General features: G+C 39.2%; 14 protein-coding genes and 1 tRNA gene. 11 read left to right on the top strand and 4 right to left on the bottom strand.

All coding sequences use genetic code 11. From position 1 onward, the window contains the following. Window positions 1–59 precede the first annotated feature (59 nt). From A0W33_RS11685 to A0W33_RS11650, 8 genes are all read left to right on the top strand, one after another. Window positions 60–788: a TVP38/TMEM64 family protein gene (locus A0W33_RS11685; protein ID WP_068838302.1), complete on the top strand. Its 729-nt coding sequence runs from the start codon at window positions 60–62 to the stop codon at window positions 786–788. Between the two features lie 52 nt (window positions 789–840). Beyond that, window positions 841–914, top strand: a tRNA-Arg gene (locus tag A0W33_RS11680). A 564-nt stretch (window positions 915–1,478) separates the two neighbouring features. Then, complete coding sequence (locus A0W33_RS11675; protein WP_068838301.1) at window positions 1,479–2,144, top strand: hypothetical protein; 666 nt, start codon at window positions 1,479–1,481, stop codon at window positions 2,142–2,144. After that, on the top strand, window positions 2,141–3,265 hold the full coding sequence (locus A0W33_RS11670; RefSeq protein ID WP_068838300.1) for a DUF262 domain-containing protein: 1,125 nt from the start codon (window positions 2,141–2,143) through the stop codon (window positions 3,263–3,265). The genes A0W33_RS11675 and A0W33_RS11670 overlap by 4 nt, the downstream gene beginning before the upstream one ends. A gap of 4 nt (window positions 3,266–3,269) precedes the next feature. Continuing rightward, the gene (locus tag A0W33_RS11665; RefSeq protein WP_068838299.1) at window positions 3,270–3,695 is read left to right on the top strand and encodes a very short patch repair endonuclease; all 426 of its coding nucleotides are present in this window, start codon (window positions 3,270–3,272) and stop codon (window positions 3,693–3,695) included. Between the two features lie 13 nt (window positions 3,696–3,708). Beyond that, window positions 3,709–4,977 (top strand): DNA cytosine methyltransferase, encoded by a 1,269-nt coding sequence (locus A0W33_RS11660; RefSeq protein WP_068838298.1) that lies wholly within the window; start codon window positions 3,709–3,711, stop codon window positions 4,975–4,977. Further along, window positions 4,952–7,150 (top strand): sensor histidine kinase, encoded by a 2,199-nt coding sequence (locus tag A0W33_RS11655; protein WP_068838297.1) that lies wholly within the window; start codon window positions 4,952–4,954, stop codon window positions 7,148–7,150. Before A0W33_RS11660 ends, A0W33_RS11655 begins: the two co-directional genes overlap by 26 nt. Further along, complete coding sequence (locus A0W33_RS11650; RefSeq protein ID WP_068838296.1) at window positions 7,150–8,352, top strand: response regulator; 1,203 nt, start codon at window positions 7,150–7,152, stop codon at window positions 8,350–8,352. Before A0W33_RS11655 ends, A0W33_RS11650 begins: the two co-directional genes overlap by 1 nt. A gap of 450 nt (window positions 8,353–8,802) precedes the next feature. Here A0W33_RS11650 and A0W33_RS11645 read toward each other — a convergent pair whose 3' ends face one another. Genes A0W33_RS11645 through A0W33_RS11630 form a run of 4 tightly spaced genes read right to left on the bottom strand, consistent with a single transcriptional unit; the run spans window position 8,803 to window position 16,396 of the window. Beyond that, complete coding sequence (locus A0W33_RS11645) at window positions 8,803–11,154, bottom strand: AIPR family protein (RefSeq protein WP_082815212.1); 2,352 nt, start codon at window positions 11,152–11,154, stop codon at window positions 8,803–8,805. Between the two features lies 1 nt (window position 11,155). Further along, window positions 11,156–12,154 (bottom strand): PD-(D/E)XK motif protein, encoded by a 999-nt coding sequence (locus tag A0W33_RS11640; protein ID WP_068838295.1) that lies wholly within the window; start codon window positions 12,152–12,154, stop codon window positions 11,156–11,158. Next, complete coding sequence (locus tag A0W33_RS11635) at window positions 12,138–14,921, bottom strand: Z1 domain-containing protein (RefSeq protein ID WP_068838294.1); 2,784 nt, start codon at window positions 14,919–14,921, stop codon at window positions 12,138–12,140. Before A0W33_RS11635 ends, A0W33_RS11640 begins: the two co-directional genes overlap by 17 nt. 2 nt (window positions 14,922–14,923) lie before the next feature. Beyond that, complete coding sequence (locus A0W33_RS11630) at window positions 14,924–16,396, bottom strand: ATP-binding protein (RefSeq protein WP_139237189.1); 1,473 nt, start codon at window positions 16,394–16,396, stop codon at window positions 14,924–14,926. A gap of 1,554 nt (window positions 16,397–17,950) precedes the next feature. Here A0W33_RS11630 and A0W33_RS20925 point away from each other — a divergent pair. The 3 genes from A0W33_RS20925 to A0W33_RS11615 are packed head-to-tail and all read left to right on the top strand — an operon-like array spanning window position 17,951 to window position 22,032. Beyond that, on the top strand, window positions 17,951–19,435 hold the full coding sequence (locus A0W33_RS20925; protein WP_068838292.1) for an alpha/beta hydrolase: 1,485 nt from the start codon (window positions 17,951–17,953) through the stop codon (window positions 19,433–19,435). Window positions 19,436–19,445: 10 nt separating this feature from the next. Then, on the top strand, window positions 19,446–20,459 hold the full coding sequence (locus tag A0W33_RS11620; protein ID WP_068838291.1) for a caspase family protein: 1,014 nt from the start codon (window positions 19,446–19,448) through the stop codon (window positions 20,457–20,459). Further along, window positions 20,446–22,032 carry a hypothetical protein gene (locus A0W33_RS11615; RefSeq protein WP_068838290.1) on the top strand — a complete coding sequence of 529 codons (1,587 nt, stop codon included), beginning with the start codon at window positions 20,446–20,448 and terminating at the stop codon, window positions 22,030–22,032. Before A0W33_RS11620 ends, A0W33_RS11615 begins: the two co-directional genes overlap by 14 nt. Window positions 22,033–22,693: the final 661 nt, after the last annotated feature.

The following is a 22,693-nucleotide window of genomic DNA, read 5'->3' as shown; positions in this document are numbered from 1 at the left end:
AAAATCTTTTGTCCTTTGTCTTTCGTCTATCAACAGACAACACCCAACATACGCACTACATGAAGATACCGCTGCTGCGAAGTTTTATACGTGAAAATGCCTCTACTTTTATCTCGATGCTGCTGCTGGTGGTCGTGCCGGTGGTGGTGAGCTCCACCATCGCGGTGGTGCTTTACAATTACGAGGGGCTGCTGCAGGACCTTTCGGTGTGGGAGATGCTGCTATACTTTGCGGTGATATCGGTAACGATGGCCTTTGCCCTGACGCCCACCACTTTCGTGGCGCTGGTGAGCGGCTTTTACCTGGGCTGGGTTGCCTTTCCGGGCATCGTGATCTCCTACGGCATTGCCGCCCTCATCGGCTACAGCCTCGCCCAAATCATAGACCAGGGCAAAATGATGAGTTTTCTGAACCGCTTCGACAAGGCGCGCGCCCTGATGCAGGAGTTGCGCGGCGAAAGCTGGAGCCTCATCGTCCTCACACGCATTTCGCCGGTGCTGCCCTTCGCCCTGATGAACTTCGTGCTCTCGCTGCTGCAGATAAACCGGCGCAAGTTTATCCTGGCCAGCATGCTCGGCATGTTGCCGCGCACGCTTTTCTTCTACTGGGTGGGCTCCCAGGCGGCCGACGTGGTGCAGGTGATCCAAAACCCCGACAGCGGGCGCGGTGGCCAGATCCTTTTAATTGCGCTGATTATCATTTCTATCGGGGGGCTTTACTTCCTGTTCGACAGGGCTTTAAAGCGCGCCCTGCGCAAAGCAGCGGCTAAAAATGGTGAAAATTTTTAGGCAGCCCTTGCGTATAACGGAAAAAGGCCTTTACTTTGCATCATAATAACAGGGTCACGTAGCTCAACTGGATAGAGCATCTGACTACGAATCAGAAGGTTAGGGGTTCGACTCCCTTCGCGACCACTTAAAAATCAGCCACTTACGAGTAAAATCGTTGAGTGGCTTTTTTTGTTTGCATACAATTTGCATACTTCAGGACTTAAAACTAGAAGCTTCCCTTAGCTTCAAGCTTAATAAAGCTGCTTCTAGTTGTTGAAACTATCAGAGGCGTCATAATTTTTTGTACAAATTATGTTAAAGCAATTTCGTCTGACTACTAATACTCAGTTCCTCATAAAAGTCTCTTCATACAAGTATACAAGGTCTTATAGAGGCGAATAGAGGTGAACATAAGTATAGTTGATTTTGATATAAACTTTTCTTTGTGGTTTACCTTACCTTTAGGTACTTTATATATTAGGAATAAACGGAGTGTAAAGACTAAGTGAATCCCATTTCTTATGATATTTTAGTTTATGATATGCAGCTTCAACAAGTTCAGAGTCCAATATGGAGTTCCAGTACCTTTTGGAACTGTGCCAGTCGGTGAAAGTTAGCTTTGCCAAATTAAGTCGCTGAAGTTGAGAAAAATTGAGCTGCTAAGGGCGAGAAAAAGCTGAAAAAAAATACTGTTCACATAGAAGTCCAATGACCACCGAAGATAAAATCAATATTTTTAAACAAGATATCACTAGTGCGAGGCTAACCCAAGAGCAGTTATTTCAAAAACACATAGTAGATGGAAGATGCCACTACTTTACACATATACTAAAGGACGAGGAAAAAGAATATAAACTTAGACAATTAGTTGCTGATTATCTTGATGTCTATATTCATGAAGTTATTATTGTTGGTTCTGCAAAGCTAGGATTTAGTATTAGCCCTAAAAAGCTGTTCCACCATTTTGATACTAAATTCCGCATGACGCGCCAATGGAAAGACAAATCAGATATTGATGTTGCAGTTATATGCGAAGAGCTTTTTGAAGGAGTTGGAAGAAATGTTTTTAAGTACACTAACTCTTTAAAGGATCAGTGGGATTCAAACGAATACTATAGGGAAGGAAAGTTTAATGTGCCTGTAAACTATAGATACTTTGAATACTTTTCTAAGGGATGGTTCAGGCCAGACTTTAAGCCAAGGGGGTTTGAGATTTCTAATTTGAAGAGCTTTGAAGCCTTTAAAAAGGAAACAACAAAACTAGTTGACAGAAAAGTAACTATTGCTATATACAAGAACTGGTTTTATTTTATGAATTATCATACCGACAATCTTAATGAAATAAGCCATAAAAAGGAAACATCTACATTATGACAAAAAAACTGGATGCTAGTATCCCAGCAAATAATTGGAAAATCATTGAGCTGTACAACAAAATTAAAAAAGGTGAGTTGAACCCCTCCCCTTATTTTCAACGAAAGCTAGTGTGGAAAAAACCACATAAATATAAGTTTATCGATACAATCAGATTAAACTATCCATTTCCAGAAGTTTATATTGCTCAAGGCAGTATTGATATAGAGAAAATGCAATCTGTTGATTTAATAGTTGATGGCCAGCAAAGATGTACAACAATAGAGCATTATATAGAAGGTGTAGATGTCTTTGCTTTACCAGAATCTCCGGTTATACCCTTTAAAGAACTAACTCCTGAAGAAAAAACCGGCTTCCTAAATTATGAAGTTTCCATCAGGTATTTAAAAAATGCTAGCAGTGAACAAATTACAGAAATTTTTCAGCGCATAAACAGTACTGATTATGCGCTGAATGACACAGAGAGATTGAATGCTAAATGGGGAGATAGCGACTTTATCTACTTTGCAAAACAACTTATTGAGAAAAAAGTGGATAGGAATCTTTTTTTTGTCAATTATGAAGTTGATCCCGAAAACAGGAGTTACTTCTTAGACTTCTTCTATGAAAAGTACTCTGTTTTTTCTGACACTTATGTAAACCGAATGCTTGCACTGCAGTATGTTATGACTCTTATTGTGACTCTGATAGAAGGTGCATATTTTAAGAGAAATGATAGGGTACAGGATTATATTGAAAAATTTAATGAAGAGTTTACAGGTGCCGGGGAGCTGGAAGTCAATCTACTGAAGGTTTTAAAATTTATTGACTCCCTAAACCTAGGAAAAAGGTCTTACTGGTTTAACAAAGCTAATCTTTTTACTTTGATCGTAGAACTTTATAATTATGACTTATCCTCTATTGATCCTAAGATCCTAAAATCTGAACTCGAAGATTTAGATAATGCCAGCAAGGTTTATAGATCTAAGAAAACATTTGATAACAGAGCAGACGAGAAAATCACTGCTGATCAAACACAATATTTTGTTTTTGCTAGAGAAGCTGTGAATGAACAAACTGCACGAGAATACCGAGGTAGCTTCCTCAGAAAGTTAATTGAAAATGCACTAATTATCACTTAAAATTATGGCTGATGTTCATTCCAAAGAAATTCGGAGCTATAATATGTCCCGAATCAAAGGCAAGAACACTAAGCCAGAAGTTTTGCTGCGAAAAGAACTCTTCAAAAGAGGCTTCCGGTACAGAATCCATGACAAGAAGCTTATTGGCAAACCTGATATCGTGCTCCCAAAGTACCGCACAGTAATTTTTGTACATGGATGCTTCTGGCATGGTCATGAAGGTTGCCGTTACTTTGTTATCCCAAAAACTCGTACTGAGTGGTGGCAAAATAAGATATCTGGTAATGTAGAACGTGATGCAAAAGCTGTTATAGCTCTCAAGGAACTGGGTTGGAGAGTATTAACAGTTTGGGAGTGCGAACTCAAAAAAAACATATTACAGAATACTGTAAATACTGTTTCAGAATACATTAAATTAGGCGTAAAATAGGTAACTCGCGCCAATGAATTACATTGACCTTTTTGCCGGTGCCGGAGGCTTATCAGAAGGCTTTATCCGCAACGGATTCAATCCCATAGCCCATGTGGAGATGGATACTGATGCCTGTTTTACCCTTAAAACCAGGCTGGCTTACTATCATCTTAAGGAGCAAAACAATCTCGATATTTATTATTCTTACCTTCGTCAGGAAATTACACGAGATGAACTTTATGCTCATTTACCTGAAGAAGAAATACTTTCTGTTATAAACGAAGCTATAGGAGAAGATACCATTGGCGGTATATTTAATAGCATTGATGCACGCATAGCTCAACTTCCAGAAGAAAATCGAGAAGTAGACGCAATCATCGGAGGCCCTCCTTGCCAAGCATATTCCGTTATCGGACGCTCCCGCAGCAAAGACAAAATGAAGGGGGATCCGCGTAATTACCTGTACAAGTATTATGCACAGTTTCTGCGCAGATATCAACCTAAAGTTTTTGTTTTTGAAAATGTGAAGGGGCTGTTAACTGCTGGCAATGGTATCATGCTGCAGAACATCGAGAGGATTATTGATAAGTCTGGATATGATTTCGAAATAAAAGAACAAAATGCCTCTAATTTCGGTGTTCTTCAAAACCGTAAGCGTCTAATTATAATAGGTTGGAGACGTGAAGGACTTCAGCCATTGCATTATCCTAAACTTTGGCAGACTGTTCAGTTTTATCAGGTATCGGATCTGCTGCAAGATTTACCAGCGTTAGCTCCTGGTGAAAGTTACACTGGACCATATACCAAGCCAGTTACTCAGTATCTGACACAAACTAATATCCGAAATGGCTGCCCCGTACTCACACAACATATAACTAGACCTCATAGAAACGAGGACTTGGAAATATATCGTTTAGCTATTGAGCTGTGGAATAACTATCAACAAAGACTACGCTATACTGATATTCCAGAGCAGCTTTCTTTTCACAAGAACAAAGTCTCCTTTGCAGATCGTTTTAAAGTGGTTGCACAAGACATTCCTACTTCTCAGACAGTAGTAGCTCATATAGCTAAAGATGGCCATTACTACATCCATCCGGATATAAATCAGTTAAGGTCCTTATCCATAAGAGAGGCTGCTAGGCTTCAGTCATTCCCTGATGATTACTTCTTTGAAGGTTCCCGAACCTCAGGATTCAAACAAATTGGTAACGCTGTACCACCTTTGATGGCCGATGCCATTGCTGCCGGTATCCGTGAATTATTAGAACCAAATGGAAGCAACAGAACAGAAGATTAAGGATGGAATATACAATATACGTCCTGCTGGAAGACATATATTAACTATTGGGCGTGACCTAATAAAAGATGTTTATGCCGCACTAATTGAGTTAGTTAAAAACTCTTATGATGCAGATGCTAATAACGTAATAATTTCCTTCTCAGCTTTTCCCGATCCCGAACAGAAGCCAGACGAACCCGATAAAAAGAAGCTTAAAATTATGGTTTCTGATGATGGGCACGGGATGAGCTATGAAACAGTGACTGAAAAGTGGATGGTCCCTTCTACCAATGATAAGGAAATAAGGAAAACCAGTCCTAATGGACGCCACTTTCAAGGGCGCAAAGGAATTGGAAGATATGCTGTATCAATGCTTGGGGATGAGCTACTGTTAGACACGGTAACTACAAGCGGAGAGAGAACAACATTGGTTATCTTGTGGAATGAGTTCCTGAAGAATAAATTTTTATCAGATGTACCTGTTCTAATAGAAAGCTTCAACTCAAGCAGAGACCAAGGTACCTTCCTTGAAATTATTGGCACCTCTGATCAACTATATGTCTGGAATAGAACAGAAATAGAGAAACTTATAGGAGAACTTAAGAAATTAATTTCTCCTATTGAGAAATTTGAGAAACACGAAAAATTTGATATCACAGTAAAGTTTAAAGATTTCATCGTCCCTGAGTACGAAAATATTGAAATCAAAATAGAACCTTATCCTCTAGTTAAACTATATGATTACAGAATTTCAGGAAATATTTCTGCGACAGGGGATGCAACTTTAATATTTGAAAATGATTCAACGCTGGGGGTACCAGACGAGTCGCTCAATTTTAAAATCAACATTCAGCCTTACAATGCCTATTGCGGGCCTGTTTCTCTTGACCTTAGAGTATTTGACAGAGAACCAGAAGCAATTCAAAACCTTATTGATAGAGGACTTAAGAACCCTACAACTAATCAGCCTTTAGGCAGAAGAGAAGCTAGGCACCTCTTGAGTCAATACAGTGGCATTGGCATCTATAGAAAAGGGTTCAGAATAAGGCCACATGGTGATGCTGGTTATGACTGGCTTTTATTAGATAAACGTAGAGTTCAGAACCCTTCTTTAAGAATTGGTAGCGATCAGGTTATCGGGTTCATTAGTGTAGAACCTGAAGAAATTTCTCATTTAGAAGAAAAGAGCGCCAGAGATGGCCTTCGAGAAAACAAATATTATCATGGCTTAATTGATGTTGTTAACTCTGTATTATCAGAGCTGGAATCGAGGAGATACTACTACAGATACAAAACAGGTAAAGGCAGAAATAAAAATAACGTCGAAGAAGCCTTAGAGTCTTTTGCTGACTTGTCTCTTTTAAGGTTAGAAGTAGATAAAGAACTCGATATATCTGGTATCAAGCAGGAAAGCAGAACACGCATTGGCCAGATCATCAGGAAGAAGGAAGAAGAGAACCAAAAAACTGCTTCACTACTTAGAAATACTATTGCCATCTATCAAGGGCAAGCGACTTTAGGAAAAATCATCAATGTAGTACTGCATGAGGGCAGAAAGCCTGTTAGTTACTTTCGGAATGTTGGCTATTTAATGTCTTCATGGTCTGACGAACTGAGAGAGAAATTTGATCCTCAAATATTAGATGAGCTACAACAGGAGCTGAAAGAAGTTAATCAAAACTCTAAAATTTTAGCTGACTTATTTTCAAAAATTGATCCATTAGCTTCAAAGAGAAGAGAAAACAAAGCTAAGTTTAACTTACTTTCTCTCATCAACTCAGTTCTTAAAATCTTCAACAGCCAAATAAAAGAAAATAACATTTCAGTTTTGGTTAATTGTGATCAGTCTATTGAGCTTTTAGCATGGAAGGATGATTTTTATATCGTGTTCACTAACCTTCTTGAAAACAGTATACATTGGCTTATCTCCAACTCTGTTACGGAAAAAGAGATTAAAATTGATGTATCTGAGCAGTTTGAAAATATACTCATAGATCTAACCGATAATGGCCCCGGGATAGAGGAAAAGTTTATTGAAAGCGGTGCTATCTTTGAACCAGGTTTCACGACAAAACCAGATGGATCAGGTCTAGGCTTAGCAATTGCAGGAGAAGCGATGAACAGGAATAACTATTCTTTAGAAGCATTATACAGTAAAAAAGGTGTACACTTTCAGATAAAAAACAAGTAATGAGACAAATTGATCTACTCATTGTTGAAGATGAAGACAAGAATTACAGGCTATATGAACAAACTATTAAAGCTTTCAACAGAGAAACCGGAGTTACAATAAAACCAGAAAGAGCCAAAGATTTAGTAGAAGCAGAAAAATTACTTGTTCACCATAATTATGACGCTGCTATTGTTGACATAATACTGAAAACCGGAGGAACCGAGGATAATGCTGATGGCGTAGACATCTTAAGAAAAATAGTTGGTAAGTTACGCTTCCCTGTTTTTGTTTACTCAGGTAATCCAGGTTTAATAAATGGAGAAGAATTTGAGCAAAATTATTTCTTTAAGATCCATGCTCGCGATGGGATTGAGTTCATCGAGCTATTAAAAGAAATAGTTAAAATTTTCCAGACTGGTATAACAAATGTACTTGGAGGCAAAGGCAAAGTTGAAAGCTATTTAGCTTCCTTATTCTGGAATCATTTGATACACACAATGGATTATTGGCAGGATAATTCTGCTTTAAGAGAAGAAAAGGATTATGAAAAAATTCTACTAAGATACACTATCTTTCATCTTGTTGAGACTCTTTACAGGACAGATACAGGAGAACATGAAATACATGATCCTTCTGAATTCTACATATATCCAGCCATCAATGATAATTTGTTCACAGGTGATATAATAGAGATAGAAACAGAAAAATATATAGTGCTGACACCAGCTTGTGATATGGTCTTACATAAGAATCACAAAAGGAAGGATGAAAATGATCCTCTTATGGTAAGAAATGCTAGTAATTTTATAGCAGCAAAATTGATTAAATGGAATAGGTTAAAGGACGAAAAGAACGATTTTAACGAAATAAGTTCTGCATCTTCAAGTATTATCAGAGGCGAATTTAAAAAGCATATTAAGAATACGGTTAATAGGTATCATTTTTTACCTCCATACTTATCTTTTGATGGCTACTTTATTGACTTTCAAGATTTACATTCCTTTTCTATTAAGGAAAAACCTGTCTACAGAATTCTTGCCAGTGTGGCATCATCATTTATGAAAGATATAACTGCCCGATTTTCTTATTATTATTCAAGACAGGGCCAGCCAGATATGGATATGGAAGCTATAGGTAAAAAGTTACTGGACGAACAATCAAAAATTTTAAAAGCTAAAGATCTTAAAAAAGACTCTGATGGTACTGCTGCTACTGAATAAGCTTAGTAAGTAAAATAACTAGGAGATTAACCGCTACGTAAGAACAGACTGTATCAAAGACGGCTACGGTCCTATCCGCGTTGCGGTGCATTACCACAACAAGTGGTTCCAGTTCTCCACCTGAGAGAAAGCTCCTACTCTGACGGCTGGGAGGATGAAATGCAGCGGGTAAAGAGCCGGCAATGCCTTGTACTCTTCGGCTGTATCCGTGATCCCTGTTTAGCAGGTGGTAAGAGAAAACACAAACTAAAAAACGCCTCTAAAGTCAGTTCGGTTAAAGGCCTGCTCGTACACGTGTTCGGAAAAACTGCAGCTGCCATATTACTTTGGAGCAACCATTAGCACCTGTTTCACATAAGTTCTTTTAGTTTCATATAATAGAGGCTTATAGAGTCCCCTGTTATATCTTTTTTAAGTTTCGCTGAGGCTTATGTCTTCTTTAAAAAATCATTAAACTATTTTACATATTTCGAAGCCACACTTTGTGGCTTTTTCATAGTTTCGGATTGCTAATAAAGTATTCCTTTCCGTTAGAGTTTTCTTACCCTCGGCTAAATCAGCCATAAAGCGATATTCGAAGTCACGAAGCTTTTTGTTTTTCTTATCCCACTTAACAACTTCTTGGATAAGCTCAATAGTTATAACGTGCTTAGTCTCTACAGCATTTACATCATCAGCAAAAAGATCTTCCATATCAAAGAATATCTCAGATGCTTCTTCGATGGCTGTATCTAATATATTTTGACCATTATTATATTCAATCTCGCTCAACCCTCTGTTTCTGCTGGAATTCATTCCGATAGTTCGAGCCATATTACGTTGGTATGGGGAAAGTTTACCGGTTGCCTTACCCCACTGCTCTATTTTCTCCCATGTCTTAGGATGTACAGATTTTAGCCTTTCCTGAAGAGCTTCTACCTCAGCTAAACGGGTTTCATCCTCTGATACTTTTATTCTTTTATGATTCTGATTTTTTAATTCTAAATCACTATTAATGCTATCAAAGGAAATATCGAACTCCTGCTGCTTTACAGAGTTCCAACAATCTTCCTTTTTAGCCCATTCACCATAAAGAGACCCCGGAGCATTAGACTTGATGTAGGTCTCCACACATACCATTATTTCCCGAAGCTTTTCCCGAAGGGTGTCACTGATACTTTGTGCTTTCCAGATGGCGTACAGGTCTAACCTATATTGTAACCTATAGCCAAGCCAAGCAATAGAATAAGGGACTGTAACATATCTCATATCACCAATGGCATTAGGTTTTACCCCATACACCTTTTCTGCCGACCTGAAAAGAATGGCTTTAGCAATAGCATCCTCAAAAAATATATTGTCTGGTCTTTTGCTGAAATTATAGTTGATGAACTGAACGTAGTTCTTTTGATTTCCCCTGACAACATAATGTGGCCCAATTACCAGCTTTTTCCCGTCATATAATTCCTGATATGTGTTTACATATTTTGCCAGATCCTCTTTGGTAAAAACCTGCTGTTTAGGATTCTTCAGCTCAAAAGCCTTTCTCTTAGCTTTGGTAAACCCTTCCTTAAGCATTGCGGTTTTATACTGTCCTCTGGCCCTATCATAGAACCACCTTGTTTGTTGAGTTCTGCCGGATACAGGTGGTGCCCATATGGTGCGGGACAGCTTTTCAAGCAGGATATGATTTTCACTATTGGAACTTAGGTCGGATACTGAGATTTTATTTTGCGTATTTGCATACTCAGCAATGCGTGAAACAACATTATTAAAGTTCTCTTTGTTCTTTATCACATTCAGTTTTACCTGCACGAATATACCGGAGACATCTGCTTTGTCTTTTTTCCATGTATGGTATATTGAAGCGGTTGTCTGCCCACCATTTACTATCTGCAAATCCTTTACCCATGTCACGGAATTCCCTGTTCCATCAGGTAAAGGTTCTATCAGAATTTCTTCCGCAGTTGCAGCCAATCCATTATTGAATGCGAGGAACATGTGTGGCTCATTCTGGATTGTCTTACGAATACCTTTGTTGATTTTACCCGTGAACTGAAGAAACGATCTGACATTTTGCTCCAGTAAACGGGACCCAAACCTTTCATAAATATTAACTAACGCCTCGCCGGATATAATAGCTAAATACGACTGATATTCATCATTTTCAGATGGGGAGAATATGCACGGCACCTGAAATCCATCTTCCTTGAAGTTTATTTCTATAGGGACATGTGACCTTTCGGATATGTTATAGAGATAATTTAGATCTATTACTCTATAGTAAATGGGGTAACCCGATACCATCTGATCTGGAAGACTATCTCCAGGATAGATTCCGTCTGTAAGGATAAACGCATTAACCCGTACCAGTCCGTCCTTCAACTCATGCGAATCGCTTAAAGTATGAGCCAGATCAAAGATTTCGGAAGATTCCTCTATTTCATTAACATAATCTTTATAAACTGCATTCCGGAAGAAATTAGTGATTCTTTTGGCTGCTTTATCTACTTCATCTTTAAAAACTCTCAGGTAATCATCTGTGCCATTATATACTGTTATAAAGAGATCCAGCGTTTCATAATTGTCAGATAATGCATAGGCATTTATTTTATGCTGGACTCCCGTCCTTAATACTTTCTCATCATAAGAGACACGGGCATTCTCTGTCTCCCCGGCATCAGACAGAAGATCTACAGCAACCTGAGTGAATATCTGTTCAAGGGCACCACCTTCCTCCTCTGCAAGTTGAGCAGATCTGATATCCTGCTGAATGTTGTGATAAAACTTATTAAGTTCCAGATTCTCCAGACTATTTGCCATATCAGTTTATGTTTTGATATACTTGGACTTCATCTACAGAGTAAAAGCTACAGTCGCTGCTAATAATTGTGTATTTCACGTCCCCTACCCCTTCCCTAAGATCTTTTTCTTCGATGCGAGGGAAAGCATCCTTCACTTCATAAAAAGCTTCATTCCTGGTATAGTACCCTTTTTTTGTGTACTGTTCCCGATGCTGAGCTATATAACCGGCCTCTACTAATTTAATTTGAAAAAGAGACCAGAGTACGTAATCCTCTGTTAGTATTTCAACAATAGAATCAACAATACTGTTGAGCGTTTCACCTGACTCCTGCCGTACATCTAGCGACAAATGAAACAGATACAGGTTGCGAAGATTACTTGTATCTAACTGTCTTTCACTACTAATATGGATCTTCTGATGGTTGTTGCCATGGCTGGCCTTTACCTCCAGTGCCCAATCTCCAAACTGAAAATCCCTAACAGCTTTTTCCACACCTACCCAAGCTTTTAGGCATTTCTCCCTCTCATTAGATTGCAAGAGCCATTTCCTTAAAAAGTAAAGCTCACCGTAAAGGCCCAGCTGTGCCTCTTGTGAAAGCCCTGGAGACTTTGCTTTAATAAAGAGAGAAACCCATTTTTCTAACCGGCTAACTAAGCCTCTTACCAATCTCCTCTCATCTTTGATGCCTGATATGCTGGCAATAAGATCTTCACAGAGGGTAGAGAAAATTTCTTTTAAGGTGGGCTCTAAAAGCAGTATTAGCAGATATACCTTTGACTTATTCTTTGTATCAAGAAAGACCTCAAACTTTATATCCTCAAGTTCTCCCAAACTTCTCACCTGAGAAAGACTGGCGTTATCAAGATGTACAGCCAAACATCTTTGGCTATCATGCACCTTTAAACCAATGTAAACTTCTGCCAAAACTTTACCCGGATATCCACGCATCAGGACGGGGTAAGGAGACAGCTCGGTTTTTTCAAGCTCCTCCCAGATAATATCAATCTTCGTCCTCATCAAAATCAAGGGTGTTAGTTTCTATATCAAAATAGGGAAGCAAAGTTGAGTTGACTGCATAAGTAACTGGTTCGTAGTAGTTGCTCCTGGGGAAACTGATTGCATAACCAATAATAGGAATATCCCATTCTCTGCAATCAGATGTTCCGTCAGGATCCAGAAAGTAAAGCATTAAAAGTGGGTTCTCTGGACTTCTTATTTCATTTCTAACTATTTCACCTGAAGGGCTCTGTGGCTTCCCTTTCTTCTTCTTGTTTTCCCACTCCTCTTCTGTCAGTCGTAATGCTTTGTCATACTCTTCAGCCTCTAAATCAATAGATTCATGTTTCTTGTCTATTATGTGAGACTTCCTAATATAGTATACATTGTGATTATTAGGATCGGCTTCATTACGCACAAAAAGACCAACGTTCAAATCATTTAAAGCGTAAGGTTTGGAAGGTTTACTCTTTGACATAAATGCCACCCTCCAGTGTGTTAATTCTTTATTCTTTATTTGCTGGTTAATGAATTTGCTCAGATTTTCAGGATTATAAGCTTTCAGATTTTCCACAACCCTGAAGCCATCAAAGAATGAAAGAACTAAATCAGGAGGAACATCATACCAGATTTTTGTATCTCCTGTTTTTGTCTTTGTTTCGTATCTTCCTAAGATTAATGATTCATAAAGTTTTGATGCTTGCAGAAGATTCGTACTGTTTATATCATAATCTTTTACAAGCTCATACGACTCTACAAGCCTGCCTGCCCAGGAAATTTCAATGGGAACAGCCGAGCGAATTTTATTTGAGGCTGAAATTTGTAATACGCCTGGGTGAGTACGAACCTTAACAGCATATTTTTCCGGAGAGGATCCGGCTGTATTGGCCATGTAGTCAAACTCATCTCTTAGCTCCTGAGTAGCTCTTGTAATATGGCAGAACCACTCATTGAGTTCTCCTGTGGTGAACAACCTACACAGGTCTGCATATCCATGCCTATAGCCAAACCACCTACCCATTTGCATTAAGGTATCATACATCTTCGATGCCCTAAGATAATAGCTTACAGAAAGACCTTCTAAAGTCAAACCTCTTGATAATTTATCACCACCAATAGCTATCACTGATAGCCCTAAATCCTTGTTTTCATAATAGTCAAGAGCTTCACCAGAGCCTCCATTTATCTCCTTTACTCTGGTGTTTATGACGGCTTCATACAGAAATGGCTCAACGTCCTCCCAAGAGTGCAGTTTTATATTTGGATCAAGATCTTTGAAAGGAGAATTTAACACCTTCTGTGTTGTAGTAATGTATGAGCAGTAGTGAGGAGAGTCTTGCTCAAACGCTTGCCTTAATTCGGCAATAATAGATGGGATATTAAGGTCAATTCCATTTTTATAAAAGTTGAATTCCTCCTCTACTAACTTCTTAATCTGAAACTGCCACTTCTTGAATCTGGTAACATGTACTAGCATAGAGTTATGTTCTTTTTTCTGACCTCTTAGCTTTCGTACTGCACAGGTTAGGATAAAACATTTAATAGCCGTTCTTAAAGACTCAGGTATAGAAGTCGGTTTGGGATCATCCATCTTATGACCGGAAGGAATGAACAGTTCTAATTCTGTTTTATCTTCTAATGTAGAATCTATTCGATTTACAATTGGAAGCACAGAATGTGGAGTGTCTGTATCATCCTCATAAAAATCAAACCCAAATACCTTTTCCGGGCCAATATAAGAGGGAGGAGGTGGTATATTGACTATAAAATCACGTGGAAAAAGGTTATCTCTTTCCGTCGATGGAATAAAAATGTTTGCAAAAGGGGTAGCTGTATAACCCACATAAGCATTTTTAGAAAACAGGTCGAGCACCTGCCTTATCGCATTGTTGATAGTTGTTCTTTCTTCAGGATTCTTCTTAGTATTGATTGAGGCGTTATCAGCTTCATCATCGATAACCAATAAGGTTTTGTCCTGAATTAACCTCTTCCCTCCTACTTCAGAGGAATGATTATGTAACCACTGATAGAGCTTTTTTAGTACTGATGAGTTCTTTTTAACAACAGCAATAATTGGCTCTTTCGTGTTGAAGCTTACACCGGCAGTTCTGGTTGAAAAATCTCCTTTTTCGCTACTGTCAGTGATAGAGTGGGCCGGCTGCGCAGAGTTACCTACACCAACTCCGATCAGATGCCTTCCAGTATTAAAAGCTCTCTGGTACTGCGTATCAAAGCCCAGGAACCCTTCATCGATTCTAAGCTGAGTTTGCGAGCGGAGGTTATTATGGAGACCTGCCAAAACGATGATCAGGTTATAACCTGCGTCAGCGGCTTTGCTTATCAATCCAGTATAGTTAGATGTTTTACCTGACTGTACCTGGCCAACAACCAAGCCTTTTTTATCGAAACCGATGTCAGAGGTAGGGTCAAAAAGTCCGTCTAGGATTCGATCCGTCAGTCTATCAAGCTCATCAATCAGGGAAGGAGCGAATCCCTTGTTATACATCAAATAGTTCTTGTACCTTAACCAAAAGGGCCAATTGTCTCTGTGAACTTTTTTCGACGCTACCCATGGCTTTCTTCTTTCCGGGTCATCCAGTTCAATAATCCTAAACCCTTCCAGCACCATTGTGTACTGGTTTCGGAGTTCGCTGATCAGCAAATCCCTGTCTACATCTTTGAATTTTGGGTTGCTTAGAATGAAGTCTGTTTGCTCATCTATATCAGACGGAGTTACGCCTGATTCAGGTAGTAAGGCTTTGACTGCTTTGATCGCGTTTGTTAACATGCTTAGTTGAGCTGTGCTATAATTTCCGGGTACTGGTCGTAAGGTTCAATATTTAAAATGATTGCCTTCGCTTGCTCTTTAGATTTCCCTTTATGGCATAGAGACTCAAAGAATATCTTAACATCTCTTTCAATGAGAGTATTAGTTGCACCTTCAAAAGGTCTACAATATCCAGCCTCATCTTCATTCTCTCTTAAAGAAATCAGTGGTATTGGGATAGTCTCTTCAATATATTTAAGAATTTCAGAGAAACTTTGTGGTGTGATGTTATCAGCTTTTAGATGCGGTTGTAATAGAGGGTGCTCTCTGTTTATAGAATAGAAACGCTTCCCGTGACGCTGTTTCTCCAACCAGACCGGCTGGAACTGGACTTCAGCATATTTTCTCTTCAGGACCTTGCCCTTGTGTCTGTAGACTTCCACTGCCTGTGCTCTGACTCTGCTGGCATAGGCTTTAAGTTGATCTCGCAGCACTAATGGGGGTCTTGCGACTGATTTCTTTATGTCTATCTGCCATTCAGCATCCAAGCTGTTGGGCAGATCTATCATTATCCTGGCTAGTTTCAGGTGTTCTTCTTTCCTAAACATACCCAGCCAATCCCCTGCCAGAAGAAGCCGCTCATTTCTATAGATGTAGAAGCCTTGATGTGCATTCCATCCTTTAGGTCCTTCAGCCTCTCTGAATTTTATATCAGCTAACTTTGATTTGTGCGGAAGGACAAAGCCACGAACCCTGATTTTAGCATTATGAAGTGGTTCTTCGGGAAACTTTTGAGTAGCCGGCTCATTTATTAAAAAAGGATCCCATGCCTGTATTTCACGCTGTTGAAACCAAAGGCTTATCTTACGGTTTTCAACAAACCTGTGAAATGTCATCGCCAAGTGTTTCTTCACCTGTTCCATTACCTGTAGGAATTTATCAAGAGCAGCCTTATCATTCTGACTGAAGCTCTTAACTAATCTGTCAATATCATTCCAGATAATGATGGTACCGGATTCGGCATCGTTCAGCTGGTTGTTTGTGAAGGGAGCAGGCAGCAGTTTTATAAGGTTCCAGTTGCCGGTTTTTTGAACAAAGTCTAAATCCCATGTCCAGAAAACAGAGCTGAAACCTCTCTTCTTGGAAATAACAGTCAACTTGCGGCATTGAGAGAAGGAAGCTGTTTTTAAGCCCAGGCCAAATCTGCCCAGATCTTTACTGCTACGTATTTCATTAGGATTACGAGACCCAGGGCGCATTGCCTGAACCAGCTCCTCATTATTCATTCCACGACCATCATCCTTCACAGAAAGCCATGTTTCAGCTCCCTTCCAGTCAAAGTCTATCCAAATGTTCTTTGCATCGCCTGATATAGAATTGTCGATAATGTCTGCAATTGCAGCTTCCAGACTATATCCTATTGCCCGGAACGTCTCAATCATAGACCCTGCCTCTGGCTCAGCAGGTGTAGTTTCAATAGAGGAGTAATCAATCATCACCTTTCTTTAAGTAAGTTTTCATTTGGTGGTCGTATTGGTAGGGCTCTGATAAATTAGTTGAGAAACATAATTTAAGTATCACAGCATCATGTACCGGTTTGCTGTGATACTTAAACCATTGCTAATATATAAAAAAATATATTTTAATATAATGTTATGTTGAATGAAATCAGAACTCGAATCGTTTATTGTTTCAACGGTTCAACCCAGTGCACCTTCTGGTTTGCAGCTTATCTTGTTTAACAAACTTTTTGCTATATTTTCTTTTCTATGTAACTTTTGGTGGTCTTCCAGTTATATAGTCGATACTAGATTATAATTCAATACAGCTGTTTCGGTTCCCACTTTAGCCCCTTATAGCTTGTAATAGCTTTATGAAAGCCTAACTTTGCTGCACTCTAAGTATCTGCATAGCTTCATATCTTAGCATCTTCTCTTTCCTCTGTAAATCAAATGTTAGAGTTATCAAGCGGTTCTACACATAATGAACATCTAAATTCTAATTAACAATCAGATACTGATTAGGACTCTGCTTGTTTACCTCTTTCACTGTTATGGTTTTAAGCCTATGTTACTGTAGGTATTCATTTGTTCCTTAGCAGATAAGATTGTACCACTATGTTAACAATATATACATAGCCAGATCTTTCAAAACCAGAACACTCTATTAAATTATAATAATATATAAAATATTACATATTTTCGAAAATTTAAAATCAAAAATTTTGTCAGGAATTATGAGTGAGGCCCCTACAACATTGGGGGGGGAGGGAGAGATGGGGGGAGGTAGGAGGATACAGGCAAAATGGGGTGGCAGGGGTGGTATTATTAGTCCTTTTCAGCCTTTTTGGTTGAGTTCTTCCAATAATATTTGTTTGTAGAACATTATAAGTGTTTTTAACTTGACAGAAAGGGGCTATAAGGGTGGTAAATAATGGATAAGGGTACAGGATGGTATGCAAAAGGTCAGTTATAGTAATGTATAATTTTTTCTAATTTACTATAGTAAATGCTTTAGACAGCTACAACCTTCTTCCTTGAAAGAAGATGTTGGCTTAAAAATCTTACTCCAAAAGTGTAGCAAAGTCCACTATTTAGCCGGACCAAAGAAAGATCTAGTTAAGCCCATGTAATCCTATATTGAAGATCGTCCTGACAATGTTCTACAGTAGGAACTGCCATTGTGGAGAAAACCTTTAAAAAAGATTTGTGAGTAAACTGTGTAAGATAGCTCACACTGCCCTTTAAAACTTATTGAGGCAGGTAAACCAACGCCTTATGGCGAACCACTCCCTACTGAGTTAGCTTCACAGATGCATGAAAATAGTATTATTGACTTAGATAATTCATGTTGGCAAATTCACTATTGGCCTTCATACATAAGTTTAGAAGATTCAAACTTTATTGTCTCTTCTAAAAATTGATGACTTCATGATTCTTGTACAGTGACTCCTTTCTAAACTTAACAGCATTAAATCATTATAAAAATACAAAAATATACACACACATTACTATTATATTCGTATCAAATAGCAAACTATAGCTTAACTAATGGCTTCTGCATTGATTCTTAACACTGGAAAAAACGGACACTTCAGCAGGTCCGGTGAGTTACATAGTAGCCCTGAGCAGGTTGACAATTGGAGAGCGAGTTGGGAAGAGAAAGGGGTGAATCATATTGCGATCTACCTGCATGGCGGCTTGGTCAGTGAATCAAGTGGCAGAGCTGCAGCCTTGATGATGCATGAACGTGTTTTTGAACCGGCAGGTGTAGAGGGGATAAGCATAGTCTGGGAAACTGGTGTCATCGAAACAATACGAGATGAACTTCACCGGATTCATCAAAGTAAGCTTTTCCAAAAACTTACCACTTTATTGGTTAAAAAGCTCAGTAAGCGTATTGGATTGGAATTAGCCGGAGTTAAGGGAAGAAGCAGGGAACCATCGGAAGAACAAATTCTAGAAGAACTTGAAAAAGATCGCCCTTTCGAATCACTAGATGACCAGTTACATGCGGCAAGAAGTAAAGGAGCCAATAGTGGCCCAATGGATTATCATCAGTACCAGCTTGAGCTTCTTTTGCGTCAAGAACTGGAACAAGAGATGCTAAAACCTAATCAAAGAGCTGACCTTAAAACTGCGTTGGATGAAAGCTTGGCAGATGAAGAAATCGCCACATTATTGAAGCAGGAAAACATTAGTGAAAAAGCAGCCAGTGGGCAAAAAGGCATTCTTTCTCTAGCTAGCGCGATTTCCTCTCTGGCTCAGGTAGGGTGGCAAATTTACAAAAGGTTTAAAGGCGGCCGGGATCATGGGTTCTACCCTACTCTGGTTGAAGAGATACTTCGGAAATACTACTTCGCTGATATTGGAGCATGGGCTTGGAAAGGCATGAAAGTCAAAGCCGAAAATATGTGGCTCCCAAACGATCAGTTGCCACTGGAAGAGTTGCATGGAGGAACATATCTTTTAGATACTCTAACTGGCTATGCAGCCACAAATAAAAATTTAAAGATAAGCCTCATTGGCCATAGTGCAGGCTGCATAAGTATATGTGAATTGATAAATGCAGTGCGTCTAAGGAATATCAAAATACAAATCGAGAATATTATCTTTTTAGCTCCTGCGGTAAACCTCTCTCTCTTCAAGCAAACTGTTTTAGCGCACTCTGACCAGATTCAGCGCTTTAGGATGTTTACAATGAGTGATGACTTCGAAGTAAAGGATGCCATGTTGAACAAGGCTTACCCCCGATCTCTTCTTTACATGGTTTCCGGCATATTTGAGAATGCAGCAGAAGCTGACCTGCCCATCCTGGGTATGGAAAGGCACATAGGGGCCACCGCCCCAATACAGGATGAAGTTTGGAAATTAGTACACCCCTTTTTATTCAGGGATGATGGAGAGGCCATTCTTGCCCTTGCCGAAAGTAAAGATGGTGTACCAGATGGTTATCATACCAAAGCCATCAAACACGGCATGTTTGATGATGACCCTATTACACAAGAAAGTATTAAGCACATATTGGAAGGTTAAGGACAAACATATGGCAGTAGATTTCGCATTGTTGATAGGTATAAACCATTATCCGGAGTACCATCCCCTTTCTGGCGCGCACCCGGATGTGGAGGCCATGTTTGATTGGTTAAAAGATCCAAACGGGGGAGGAATCGAAGATACAAGCAGAATCGTCACAGTGCTGTCAAACGATTCTCCTGTAGAGCCTTTACACGATGAAGTAGACAAAGCATTTGAAGAGGTTTATAAGAAAGCGATCATCAATCCAGAATCTTGCAGACGGTTTTACTTCTATTTCAGCGGACATGGAATAGGATTGCAAAGCGATGATGACAACGGCTTGTGTATGGCTAACTGGAGTGAATTCAGGCCAGCAAGTGTGATAAGCTCGGAGGAATACCGTAGTGAAGTAGTTAAAAGTGGTTTATTTGAGGAGGTAATCTTTTTATTAGACTGTTGTCGTAGCCGCTCATTAAACCGAAGGGGCCTTTTTCCATTGTTTTCCTGGCTTCCTAAAGAGGAAGGGCCCGTTTCCACACGTTATATCGTTGGCTATGCCACACTACACAACGATGAATCTTTTGAAAGTCAGCAACATGATAAGTACCGCGGTCATTTTACCACTGCACTCTTGAACGGCCTAAAAGGGGGAGCAGCTAGGAACGGACAAATAACTCTACATGAGCTACAGGATTATGTGAGGAGTGAAACCATACGTCTTTCTGAACAGACAGGAATGCATCAGCAGGCGAGATTCAGAAATTCTGGCTTTGATCAGGCAACTTTCAGAGTTCTTTTCAATTCTGTAATGGAGAAGAAGATTAGGTGCAATTTTGATTTTGGCAGCGGGATAGAAGGTAAATACCTGTTGATAAATGGTGCGACGAATTCAAGTATCGATGAGTGGGAGAACCCCACTGGGGTGATTTCTGTTCATTTAGATCCAGTCTTTCATGCCATCGTTTACTCAGCGGATAGATCAGCAATAATCAAAAGTGTCTTTGTTGAAGCTGGAAAGGAGGTAATAAATGTTACAGTTTAAGCTTACTGTATCCGCTGATACCGGTAAACATGAGTGGCTGGGTGAGTTTGTCAAGCTGCAGATTCTAGATGCCCGTCAGCAGCATCGTGCTGAAGCATATGGACAGGTACAGACTACTCTTCCGGCAGGTTTATACACCCTCAGAAGTCAGCTACATGGTAGTGTAAAAGATGAAGTGATATACCTGAATGATGATAAAAATTACAAAATCGATTTCCCAGGCTATAATTCTTCGATACCTTTCAACTGGTCTTGTGAATCAGGTTCCGTGGGCAATATCCTTTCTGAGGTTATAGATTTTAGCCTTTCAAATCCGGGAATTATTGAAAGTAAATCGAGTTCTGTAAGTGGCGGCATCATGCTGTTTATACATCAACAAAGACATTCATTTTCTGACTCTAAGCCTATGCTTGAAGGCTTTACATTATATGACCAACATCATTACCCTCTAATAAAATATCCTGAAAACAGCGGCACTATGCAGGATACTGAACAAGGGTGGAGTAGTAATTGTACAAATTTAGCCTCCGGACCTTATTATCTACAGTATTTTGGGAAAGATGAAGCCAGAGAAATCCCTTTGTACGTGTATAAAGGGTGGGTAACTCAATTATTCTTAACTACTGAATACCGCCATAGGATCGCCTTTTCTGATATGAAAATACTGCTTTCACCTGTTGGAGCACTGTTTAGAACAACAGAGCGAGATCATTTTATCACTGACCTTGCCCTCAGGCGTTTTCGGAATGGGGTATATACCTTTAGTGAGAGAGTCATATCAGAATTGGTAAATGGAAAATTCACTAACCCTATGCTTGGCATTATTGGAGCGTATCTTTACCTGAAGAGTACTTTCAAAAACAAGGATCATTTGATCGGTACCGTATTGTGGAACTTGGAACACAATCTTCTGAAAGATCCTTCTGCACCGGATATACTTGCACTTAAGCTGTTAAGACAGGAAAGATTCGGGGGAGATGAGAATATTAAAGCCCCTGTTCACCCTCCTATGCTGCGTGTAGGTATGGAAGCGATTATTGAGGCTTCGTTGGAGAGAGCAGAATTACTTCCCCAAGGTCATCGCTTGGAAAAAATCGCAGATCGGCTTTATTCAGATTGTTCTTGGACAAGCTATGAACCTTTAGCTCAGGAAAAATTATCAAAATCGACTAAGAGTATTAATGGATCGTTTTCGGCAGGAAATTCATCTGGTTCTATATTGGGTGCAGCAGTAGATCCTTTTTTTTTATATGATGAATCAAGTGCTGTATATGATCACGAAAATCGAATGAGGGAGTGTGCCCGTGACTTAAACTCTTTAGACTTAATTCTTTACAACAGATCCTCAGCCAGTCCTTTGACCTTAAAAGAGGTATCACAATATATGGGCTTGCCGCCACACACTATAAGACGTAAGGTTTCGAACTTACTTAGTTTGCTAACCGGAAAATATGATTCAGAGAGAATCTTCAAATTAGCAGCACCTCTAAAACAGCTGAAGACCCGACAGGAGCTTTACAAGTATCTAAGCAAAGTAGATGGTCTTAATGATTTGGTTCCTAAAGCAGACTAATAGTTCAAACTAATACTATTGTTAAGGGATTACTTCATGACAGAACGGCTAAACTTGTCTGGCAGTATAGGTAGCTTATGATCATATTGCCAGAAATAGAGTGTATCCTCTTTTGGTTTGTATCACATGCGAGATTTCTTTGCTGAGGTGTAGCACTCAACGGCAGTTTGCCAGATAGCGTAGGCTTATGAATTTGAGAGCAGAAAGCTCCTGTAGCCACACCTTCATATGATTAATCTAGAGGGGCCGGTAGGACAGAGCAACTATCATCATTATAAAAAAGGCAACTCCTTCTTATTTTATCGCAATCGGTTTGTTCAGCTGGGTGTATGTGTAAGAAACATTTTATCTACTAAAATTAACATACTTATTATAAGGCAGCTCCACCTATTTATTGTAGGCTCTTAATTACATCCCTTCAAATAAGTGCACTCATAGTTGTTTCTTCACTATGATTTCTAGTGATATCATTCATCCGTTTCATACTCTTCTATTCTATCATCACTATAATATGTAATGGATAGGTTCCTGTATGTATTAACTGCTTAATGTCTCTAATGATGCGCACTCTCAAACATTAAGTTACTAGCTTTCAATAGTATATCACCATATAACAGTATACATGAGAAGGTATATTGGATTACAAAAAATTCTTTAAAGT

The sequence above is a fragment of the Pontibacter akesuensis genome, assembly GCF_001611675.1.
Classification (GTDB): Bacteria; Bacteroidota; Bacteroidia; order Cytophagales; family Hymenobacteraceae; genus Pontibacter; species Pontibacter akesuensis.
The sequence above is the reverse complement of the archived record's forward strand: the minus strand, read 5'-3'. Positions and strand labels throughout refer to the sequence as shown.

Bases quoted from the DNA above. Each gene is read 5' to 3' on its own strand.
- A0W33_RS11665 (WP_068838299.1), top strand. From the start codon at position 3,270: ATGGCTGATGTTCATTCCAAAGAAATTCGGAGCTATAATATGTCCCGA.
- A0W33_RS11675 (WP_068838301.1), top strand. From the start codon at position 1,479: ATGACCACCGAAGATAAAATCAATATTTTTAAACAAGATATCACTAGT.
- A0W33_RS11685 (WP_068838302.1), top strand. From the start codon at position 60: ATGAAGATACCGCTGCTGCGAAGTTTTATACGTGAAAATGCCTCTACT.
- A0W33_RS11650 (WP_068838296.1), top strand. From the start codon at position 7,150: ATGAGACAAATTGATCTACTCATTGTTGAAGATGAAGACAAGAATTAC.
- A0W33_RS11615 (WP_068838290.1), top strand. From the start codon at position 20,446: ATGTTACAGTTTAAGCTTACTGTATCCGCTGATACCGGTAAACATGAG.
- A0W33_RS11640 (WP_068838295.1), bottom strand. From the start codon at position 12,154: ATGAGGACGAAGATTGATATTATCTGGGAGGAGCTTGAAAAAACCGAG.
- A0W33_RS11630 (WP_139237189.1), bottom strand. From the start codon at position 16,396: ATGATTGATTACTCCTCTATTGAAACTACACCTGCTGAGCCAGAGGCA.
- A0W33_RS20925 (WP_068838292.1), top strand. From the start codon at position 17,951: ATGGCTTCTGCATTGATTCTTAACACTGGAAAAAACGGACACTTCAGC.
- A0W33_RS11655 (WP_068838297.1), top strand. From the start codon at position 4,952: ATGGAAGCAACAGAACAGAAGATTAAGGATGGAATATACAATATACGT.
- A0W33_RS11635 (WP_068838294.1), bottom strand. From the start codon at position 14,921: ATGTTAACAAACGCGATCAAAGCAGTCAAAGCCTTACTACCTGAATCA.
- A0W33_RS11620 (WP_068838291.1), top strand. From the start codon at position 19,446: ATGGCAGTAGATTTCGCATTGTTGATAGGTATAAACCATTATCCGGAG.
- A0W33_RS11660 (WP_068838298.1), top strand. From the start codon at position 3,709: ATGAATTACATTGACCTTTTTGCCGGTGCCGGAGGCTTATCAGAAGGC.
- A0W33_RS11645 (WP_082815212.1), bottom strand. From the start codon at position 11,154: ATGGCAAATAGTCTGGAGAATCTGGAACTTAATAAGTTTTATCACAAC.
- A0W33_RS11670 (WP_068838300.1), top strand. From the start codon at position 2,141: ATGACAAAAAAACTGGATGCTAGTATCCCAGCAAATAATTGGAAAATC.